This window comes from Streptomyces sp. DH37, from assembly GCF_029813835.1.
GTDB lineage: Bacteria > Actinomycetota > Actinomycetes > Streptomycetales > Streptomycetaceae > Streptomyces.
This window is the reverse complement of sequence record NZ_JARVKV010000007.1, coordinates 160,082-168,269: the sequence shown is the minus strand read 5'-3', so window position 1 is coordinate 168,269 and position 8,188 is coordinate 160,082. Positions and strand designations below refer to the sequence as shown.

Genomic DNA, 8,188 nt, shown 5'->3' with positions numbered 1-8,188 from the left:
GGCCCCCGGGCGCCCGACCGCGCCCGGGGGCCGGCGGCCGTGCGGCGCGGGCGCCGTCCCGGCGGCGGACGGTGCGCGGGCGGGCGGCTGTTCACCGGATCTTCCCCGCCGGCCCCCTTGGCCGACCGCCCGCGCCGCGCGATGGTGACGTGTACACGTCCCCCACACGCCTGGAGACCCCCATGCAGCGACGCACCTTCCTGAGAAACGCCTCCGCCGGCGCGGGGGCCGTCGCCTTCTCCGGCGCCCTGTGGCAGAGGGCCGCCACCGCGGCGGGCACGGCGGCGGGGGCGGGCCCGTACGGTCCGCTGCGCGCGCCCGACGCCAACGGGATGGCGCTGCCGGAGGGCTTCCGCGGCCGGATCGTGGCCCGCTCCGGCCTGCCGGTCGGCGGGATCCTGTGGCACCCGGCGCCCGACGGCGGGGCCTGCTACCCCGACGAGGGGGGCACCTCCACGCCCGCTCAGGGCTCCGGGGGAGGATGGATCTACGTCTCCAACTCCGAGGTCCCCCTCGTCGGCGGCGCCTCCGCGCTCCGCTTCCGCGCCGACGGATCGATCGACCGGGCGTACCGCGTCCTGCGGGGCACCAACCTCAACTGCGCCGGCGGGGCGACCCCGTGGCGGACCTGGCTGTCGTGCGAGGAGATCCACCGCGGCCGGGTCTTCGAGACCGACCCGTACGGGCGGCGCGAGGCGGTCGCCCACAAGGCGATGGGCCGCTTCAAGCACGAGGCCGCCGCCTGCGACCCGGACCGGCGCGTGGTCTACCTGACGGAGGACGAGCCCGACGGCTGCTTCTACCGCTACGCCCCCGAGGTCTGGGGCGACCTGTCGCGCGGGCGGCTGGACGTGCTGTGCGAGTCGGCGGGCGGCGGCGTGGAGTGGCGCGAGGTCCCGGACCCGTCGGCGCCGCTGTTCGGGAAGCAGACGCGCCACCAGGTCCCCGCCGCCCTGCGCTTCGACGGCGGCGAGGGCTGCCACTACGCCGACGGCACCTGCTGGTTCACCACCAAGGGCGACAACCGGGTGTGGGCGTACGACGCCGGGCGGGGCGGGTTGTCGGTGGCCTACGACGCGGACTCCCCGCTGGACGGCGTGGACAACATCACCGGCACCCCCGGCGGCGACCTGTACGTGGCGGAGGACGGCGGCAACATGGAGATCAACGTCATCACGCCCGAGGGCGTGGTGGCCCCGGTGGTCCGGCTCGACGGCCACGAGGACTCCGAGATCACCGGGCCGGCCTTCTCGCCGGACGGCTCCCGGCTGTACTTCTCCTCCCAGCGCGGCACCCTGGGCGACCCGGCCGGGCTGGGCGGCATGACGTTCGAGGTGTCGGGGCCCTTCCGGCGCTGACCCCGCCCCGCCCGCACCCCGCCCGCCGTTCGCCTCCGCGCCACGCGCGCACCCTCCCCGGGTCGGCCCGACTCCCCTACTGTGAGCGCGATTTGACCCCCCACGCGGAAGGCGGCGCACATGGCACAGCAGTGGAGAAACCGGCTGGCGACGGCGGTGGCGGCGGCCGGGATCGGCACGGCGCTCGTGGCGGTCCCGCCGGCCGGGGCGGCGGACACCGGCGCGCTGCCGTACTCCGGCACCACCTCCGTCGGCGTGCACAACGCCTACGAGAAGGACAAGTTCACCTACCTCGCCGACGCCCTGGACTCCGGCGCCTCGCTGCTGGAGCTGGACGTGTGGACCAAGTACGCGGGCGGCTGGCGCGTCTCCCACGACAACCCGCTGGCCAACGACAACAACTGCGAGAACGCCTCCTCCCCCGCCGAACTGCGCACCAGGCCGCGCAACCAGAGCCTGGCCGGCTGCCTGTCCGACCTGCGCGCCTGGCACGACGCCCACCCCGGGCACCGGCCCGTCCTGATCAAGATCGAGATGAAGGACGGCTTCGCCGGCAACCACGGCCGCGGGCCCGCGCAGTTCGACGCCCTGGTGACGCAGGAGCTGGGCGACGCGCTCTACCGGCCCGGGGAGCTCGCCGCCGGCCACGCCACGCTGGACGACGCCGTACGGGCGAAGGGCTGGCCGGGCCGGAACGCGCTGGCGGGGAAGTTCCTGATCCACCTCATCCCCGGCACCGTCGAGGAGTCCAACCCCTTCGACTCCCTGTGGACCGACCGCGAGTACGCCGCCCACCTGCGCGGCCTCGCCGCCGCCGGACGGCTGGGCGAGGCCGCCGCCTTCCCCGCCGTGCACCGCGCCGAGGCCGGGGACCCGCGGACCCGCTACGCCGACGCCTCGCTGCGCCCCTGGTTCGTGGTCTTCGACGGCGACGCCTCGGCCTACGTCTCCGGCGGCATCGACACCGCCTGGTACGCCCGGAACCGCTACCTGCTGGTCATGACCGACGCCCACGGCGTGGCGCCCGCCATCAGCCCCACCGCTCCGACGGAGGCCCAGGCGCGCGACCGGGTGGCGCTGCTGGCGGCCGAACGGGCGAGCTTCGTCACCTCCGACTGGACCCGGCTGCCGTCCGTCCTCTCCACCGTCCTGCCGCGCGGCTGACGGCCGTTGGCGGCCCTATCGTGTGAGCGCCGGCGCCCACGGGGGGCTGTCCGGGCGTCGAGAGGGAGCTGCCGTGCGTGTTGTCCTGGCCGAGGACCTGTTTCTGCTGCGCGACGGCCTGGTACGGCTGCTGGAGGCGTACGACTTCGAGATCGCGGCGGCGGTGGACAACGGACCGGAGCTGAGCAGGGCCCTGGACGAACTGGACCCGGACGTGGCGGTCGTCGACGTCAGGCTGCCGCCGTCGTTCACCGACGAGGGGCTGCAGTGCGCCCTGACGGCCCGCCGCAAGCGGCCGGGGCTGCCGGTGCTGGTGCTCTCCCAGCACGTCGAGCAGCTCTACGCGCGCGAGCTGCTGGCCGACGGGAACGGCGGTGTCGGCTACCTGCTGAAGGACCGCGTCTTCGACGCGGACCAGTTCACCGATGCCGTCCGCCGCGTGGCGGCGGGCGGCACGGCCATGGATCCGCAGGTGATCCAGCAACTGTTGACGCGGCGTGAGGCGGACCGGCCGATGAGCCGTCTCACACCGCGCGAGAAGGAGGTCATGGAATTGATGGCTCAGGGCCGGTCCAACGCGGCCATCGCGGCGCACCTGGTGATCACCGAGCGGGCGGTCGCCAAGCACACCTCCAACATCTTCGGCAAGCTCGGGCTGCCCCCCTCCGACGACGACAACCGCCGCGTCCTGGCCGTCCTGGCCTACCTGGACCACGGCGGCCGGGGAAGCCAAGGGGGGCAGGGGTGAGCCGGCGGCCGGCCCCGGCCTCCCCCGCGGCGGACGCGGCCGAGGCGGCGGACGCGGTGGAGGGCACGGGAGCCAGGGGGCTGTCCCGGCGCGTGGTGCTGGGCGCCGGAACGGTGGCGGCGGGGCTCGCCGCCGCGGTCGGCCCGGGCCTGGCGACGAGCGGGGGCGGTGCGGCGGCCGCCGCGCCGCCCTTCTCCGTCGAACCCGCCGCCGCGGCGCTGCGCCGGCTGCTGCCGGACCACGCCGGGCAGTTCCGGCTGACCGCGCTGGCCCCCTCGGGCGGCGTCGAGCGCTTCCGGGTCGCGGGCGCGGCGGGGCGGGTCGAGGTGGCCGGGACGAGCCCGGCCGTCCTGCTCACCGGGGTCCACTGGTACCTCAAGGAGAGCTGCTCCGCGCACGTCTCCTGGGCGGGGCGGCAGCTCGATCTGCCCGCCACCCTGCCCGCGCCCGCGCGCCCCCTGGAGCGCTCCACCACGCTGCCCAACCGCTTCGTGCTCAACGACACCAACGACGGCTACACCGCCCCCTACGCCGACTGGGCCTACTGGGAGCGGCTCATCGACGTGCTGGCCCTGCACGGCTGCAACCAGGTGCTGGTGATCGCCGGGCAGGAGGCCGTCTACCACCGGCTGCTGAAGGACTTCGGCTACTCCGACGCCGAGGCCCGCCGCTGGCTGCCCGCCCCCTCCCACCAGCCGTGGTGGCTCCTGCAGAACCTCAGCGGCTACGGCGGCCCGCTCAGCCCGGAGCTGATCGGGCGGCGCGCCGAACTGGGCCGGCGCATCACCGCGCGGCTGCGGGAGCTGGGCATGCACCCGGTGCTGCCCGGCTACTACGGCTCGGTGCCGAAGGACTTCGCCGCGCGCGTCCCCGGCGCCCGCACCGTCCCGCAGGGCACCTGGCACGGCTTCGCCCGGCCCGACTGGCTGGATCCGCGCACCTCCGCCTTCGCCGACGTCGCCGCCGCCTTCTACCGGCACCAGCGGGAGCTGTTCGGCGAGGCGCGGCACTTCAAGATGGACCTGCTGCACGAGGGCGGGACCGCCGGCGACGTGCCCGTGGCCGACGCGGCGCGCGGTGTCGAGACCGCCCTGCGCAAGGCCCATCCGGAGGCGGTGTGGGTGATCCTGGGCTGGCAGGACAACCCGCGGCGCGAGCTGGTGGACGCCGTCGACAAGCGGCGCATGCTCATCGTCGACGGCATCTCCGAGCGCACCGAGACCGTCCACGACCGCGAGGCCGACTGGAACTCCACCCCCTACTGCTTCGGCGCGATCCCCAACTTCGGCGGCCGCACCCTGCTCGGCGCCAAGACCCACGTGTGGAACGAGCGCTTCCACGCCTGGCGCGACAAGCCCGGCAGCGCCCTGGCGGGCACCGCGTACATGCCGGAGGCCGCCGACCGCGACCCGGCCGCCTTCGACTTCTTCTCCGAGCTGGCCTGGCGCGAGGGCCCGGTGGACCTGCCCGGCTGGTTCGCGCGGTACGCCCGGTACCGCTACGGCGGCGCCGACCCGCGCGCGGAGGACGCCTGGCGCGCGCTGCACGACACCGCCTACCGGCACCGCGCCCGGCTGTACGGCTTCCCCCACGACAGCCTCTTCGCCGCCCGCCCCGACCTCGCCGCGACCCGGGCCGGCCAGTACGGGCCCACCGAGCTGACCTACGACCCGGCGCGCTTCGACGCCGCCCTCGACGGACTGCTGGGGACGGCCGCCGCACTGCGCGGCAGCGACGCGTACCGCCACGACCTGGTGGACGTCGCCCGGCAGGCCCTGGCCAACCGCAGCCGCCTGCTGCTGCCCCAGCTCCGCGCCGCCTACGAAGGCGGCGACCTGGCGTCCTTCCGGGAGCTGTCGGCGCTGTGGCTGCGGCTGATGACGCACGCCGACGAGCTGGCCGGAACCCACCGGCTGTTCCTGCTGGGCCCGTGGACGGACGCCGCCCGCCGCATGGCGGCCTCCCCGGCCGAGGAGGCGGAGCTGGAGCGCACCGCCAGGGTCCTGCTGACGGTGTGGGACGGGCGCGCCGCCTCCGACGCCGGGAAGCTGCACGACTACGCCAACCGCGACTGGCACGGGCTGATCGGCGGCTTCTACCTGCCGCGCTGGCGGCGCCTGCTGGACGAGCTGGACGCGGCGCTGGCCTCGGGGGGACGGCCGGAGCCGATCGACTGGTACGCGGTCGAGGAGCCCTGGACGCGGGAGCGCGAGGACCACCCGCTGCGGCCGGTGGGCGATCCGTACGCCATCGCCGCGCGGGTCCGCGACGTCCTCGCCCGCGCGCCCTACCAGGGGCGGCTGGAGGCGGTCGCCGAGCCGGCGGTGCTGGCGCCGGGCGGGAGCGGGGTGCTGACCGCGTCCTTCACCAACACCAACGGGCTGCGCGCCGCCGGCCCGGTCGACCTCGCCCTGTCCACCGGCTCCTCCGGTCTGGAGGCGGCGCCGCTGGACCCCACCACCGTGGACCGCGTGCCGCCGGGCGGCCGGGCCCGGGTGCGCTGGCGGGTGACCGCGCCCGGCCGGCCGCTCACCGCGCCGCTGCGGGAGCTGCCGTACAGCCTGACGGCGCGGTACGGGCCCGAGGGCGGCGGGCGCCGGGCGCGGACGGGGCACCGCGGGGGGCTGTTCCTGGCCGGGCCGCTCCCGGCGGGCCTGCGCACGGTCTCCACCAACGGCGCGGTCTTCGGCCGGCTCGGCGCGCGGTACGCCGTCCACGGCGGGGGCGCGGACCTGTGGAGGGACACCGCGGAGTTCGGCGCCCTGTACCGGCCGGGCGGGCTCGGCGAGCGGGGCTCGGTGACCGTGCGGGTCGACTCCCAGGCGGAGACCGGTCCGTGGGCGCGGGCGGGGATCCTCGTCCGCCGCGACCTGTCGCGGGCGGGCTCCCCCGGCTTCGTCAACCTGTCGGTGACCCCGGGCAACGGGGTGGTGCTGTCGTACGACTCCGACGGGGACGGCGCGCTGGACGCCTACCGCCGGATCACCGGGGTGCGGGCCCCGGTGCTGCTGCGGCTGCGGCGCGCGGGCGCCGAGTACACCGGCGAGCTGTCCACCGACGGCGGCGCGAAGTGGCGGACGGTGGCGACCGTGCGGGTGCCGGGCGCGACCGGGCGGCAGGACGCCGGACTGGGCATGACGGCGGCCGGCGGCGGGCGGAGCGGCACGGTGGAGTTCTCCGGGTGGCGGACGGACTGACGCGCGGGGGGACGGGGGGCACGGGGGCGGACGGCCGCGCGGCCGTCCGCCCCCGCGGGCGGGGACGGCGGGCGGAGCGCCGCGCTCGCTAGGGTGTTCCCATGACCACTGGGGTACGCCGCAGGATGGGTGTCGAGGAGCGTCGGCAGCAACTGATCGACGTCGCGCTGAGGTTATTCAGCGACCGTCCGCCGGAGGACGTCTCCATCGACGACATCGCCACCGCGGCCGGGATATCGAGACCGCTGGTCTACCACTACTTCCCGGGCAAGTACAGCCTCTACGAGGCGGCGGTGCGGCGGGCGGCCGACGAGCTGTCCGCCCGTTTCGACGTGCCGCGCGAGGGTCCGTTCAGCATGCGGCTGCTGCGGGTGATGGGCCGCTACTTCGACTTCGCCGAGGAGCACGCGCCGGGCTTCTCGGCGCTGCTGCGCGGCGGTTCGGCGCGGAGCGAGGCCGTGGTCGAGGAGGTGCGGCAGGCCGCCTACGAACAGCTCCTGGCCCATCTGGAGCTCACCGACCCCGGACCGCGCATGTCCCTGGTGCTCCGCACCTGGGTCGGTGTCGCCGAGACCACGGCGCTGAACTGGCTGGCCGACCGCTCGATACCGCGCCGGGAGCTGGAGCGGCAGCTCGTCCACGACCTGCTGGCCCTGGCCGCGGTGACGGCCGCCTTCGACGGGGAGACGGCCGAGGTGCTCCACCGGGTCGTCGAACAGGAGCCCGCCGACGGCCCGTTCGCGGAACTGGTGGCCCGGCTGCTGGCACTGGTCCCCGGCACTGTCGGCGGCGGCGGGTAACTTCGGTGGTGTGACCCATGGACTGACGACCGGAACACGGGGCCTGCGCTCGCTCGTGGCCTCGGCCGGGCTGCCGCCGGGCACGCTGGTGGACCGGACGGTGCTCGGCAGACTGCCCGAGCCGCTGCTGTGGCGCGCCGACGGGCCGGCCGGGCCCGACGACTGGAGCCGGATGCTCCCGGTGCGCGACGCCACCGGGCTGTGGCCCGTGCTGCTGGGCGCGCACGTCCGCGGCACCGCCGTGGAGGACGACCTGCTGCCCGGCGCGGGGGCCGGGGAGGCGGACGGGGTCGACGCCGCCGGGGCACTGGCCGCGTGGTGGCGGGAGCACGCCGCGCGGGAGCCGGCCGGGGAGACCTCCGGTGAGGTGCCGGCGTTGCGGCCGTACGGCAGGCGGTGGCCCGGGCCCGCGCGTCCCGCCCCGGGCGCCGGCGACCCGGACGCGGCGGCGGCCGGAGCGGCCCGCGCGCTGGTGGCGCGCAGCACCCTGCGCGACCCGCGCATCGCCCTGGTCCTGGCGGGGCGGAGCGCCGACGTGCCCGCCGCGATCGGCTGGGCGGGCACCCTGGCGTACGGCGGGCACACCGCGCCGTTCGGCGCCGTGCTGCGCTCCTGGGAGGAGCGGTTCGGGACGCGGCTGGTGGCGCTGGAGCCGGACGTGCTGCACCTGTCGGTGCCGGCCCCGCCGCGTACGGCGGCCGAGGCGCTGCCGGTGGCGGCCGAGCACTACGCGTTCTGCCCCGCCGTGGTGCGGCAGGGGGCCGGATCGCTGGCGCGCTACGCGGAGAGGTGGCTGGCCGGCCGGAGCGTGTGGTCGTTCTGGTGGGACTGAGCCCGCCCGGCGGACCGCACGGGGACGGGCGCGGGCACGGACGGACAGACACGGGCAGACACGGGCACGGACGGCGGGGCGGGGCGGGA

The 8,188-nt window shown here is 76.4% G+C and carries 6 protein-coding genes; all 6 read left to right on the top strand.

Features of this window, described 5'->3' with window-relative positions:
• Nucleotides 1–182: 182 nt before the first annotated feature.
• Nucleotides 183–1,358, top strand: a complete 1,176-nt coding sequence (locus QC029_RS06630; protein WP_279554484.1) for an alkaline phosphatase PhoX — start codon at nt 183–185, stop codon at nt 1,356–1,358.
• A 120-nt stretch (nt 1,359–1,478) separates the two neighbouring features.
• Nucleotides 1,479–2,522 carry a phosphatidylinositol-specific phospholipase C domain-containing protein gene (locus QC029_RS06625; RefSeq protein WP_279554483.1) on the top strand — a complete coding sequence of 348 codons (1,044 nt, stop codon included), beginning with the start codon at nt 1,479–1,481 and terminating at the stop codon, nt 2,520–2,522.
• Nucleotides 2,523–2,595: 73 nt separating this feature from the next.
• Nucleotides 2,596–3,270, top strand: a complete 675-nt coding sequence (locus QC029_RS06620; RefSeq protein ID WP_279554482.1) for a response regulator transcription factor — start codon at nt 2,596–2,598, stop codon at nt 3,268–3,270.
• Nucleotides 3,271–3,419: 149 nt separating this feature from the next.
• A complete protein-coding gene (locus QC029_RS06615; protein ID WP_279554497.1) occupies nt 3,420–6,467 on the top strand; it encodes an alpha-N-acetylglucosaminidase TIM-barrel domain-containing protein in 3,048 nt (1,015 codons plus the stop codon).
• A gap of 101 nt (nt 6,468–6,568) precedes the next feature.
• A complete protein-coding gene (locus QC029_RS06610) occupies nt 6,569–7,267 on the top strand; it encodes a TetR/AcrR family transcriptional regulator (RefSeq protein WP_279554481.1) in 699 nt (232 codons plus the stop codon).
• Between the two features lie 10 nt (nt 7,268–7,277).
• Nucleotides 7,278–8,099: a DUF4253 domain-containing protein gene (locus tag QC029_RS06605; protein ID WP_279554480.1), complete on the top strand. Its 822-nt coding sequence runs from the start codon at nt 7,278–7,280 to the stop codon at nt 8,097–8,099.
• The last annotated feature ends 89 nt before the right edge of the window (nt 8,100–8,188 follow it).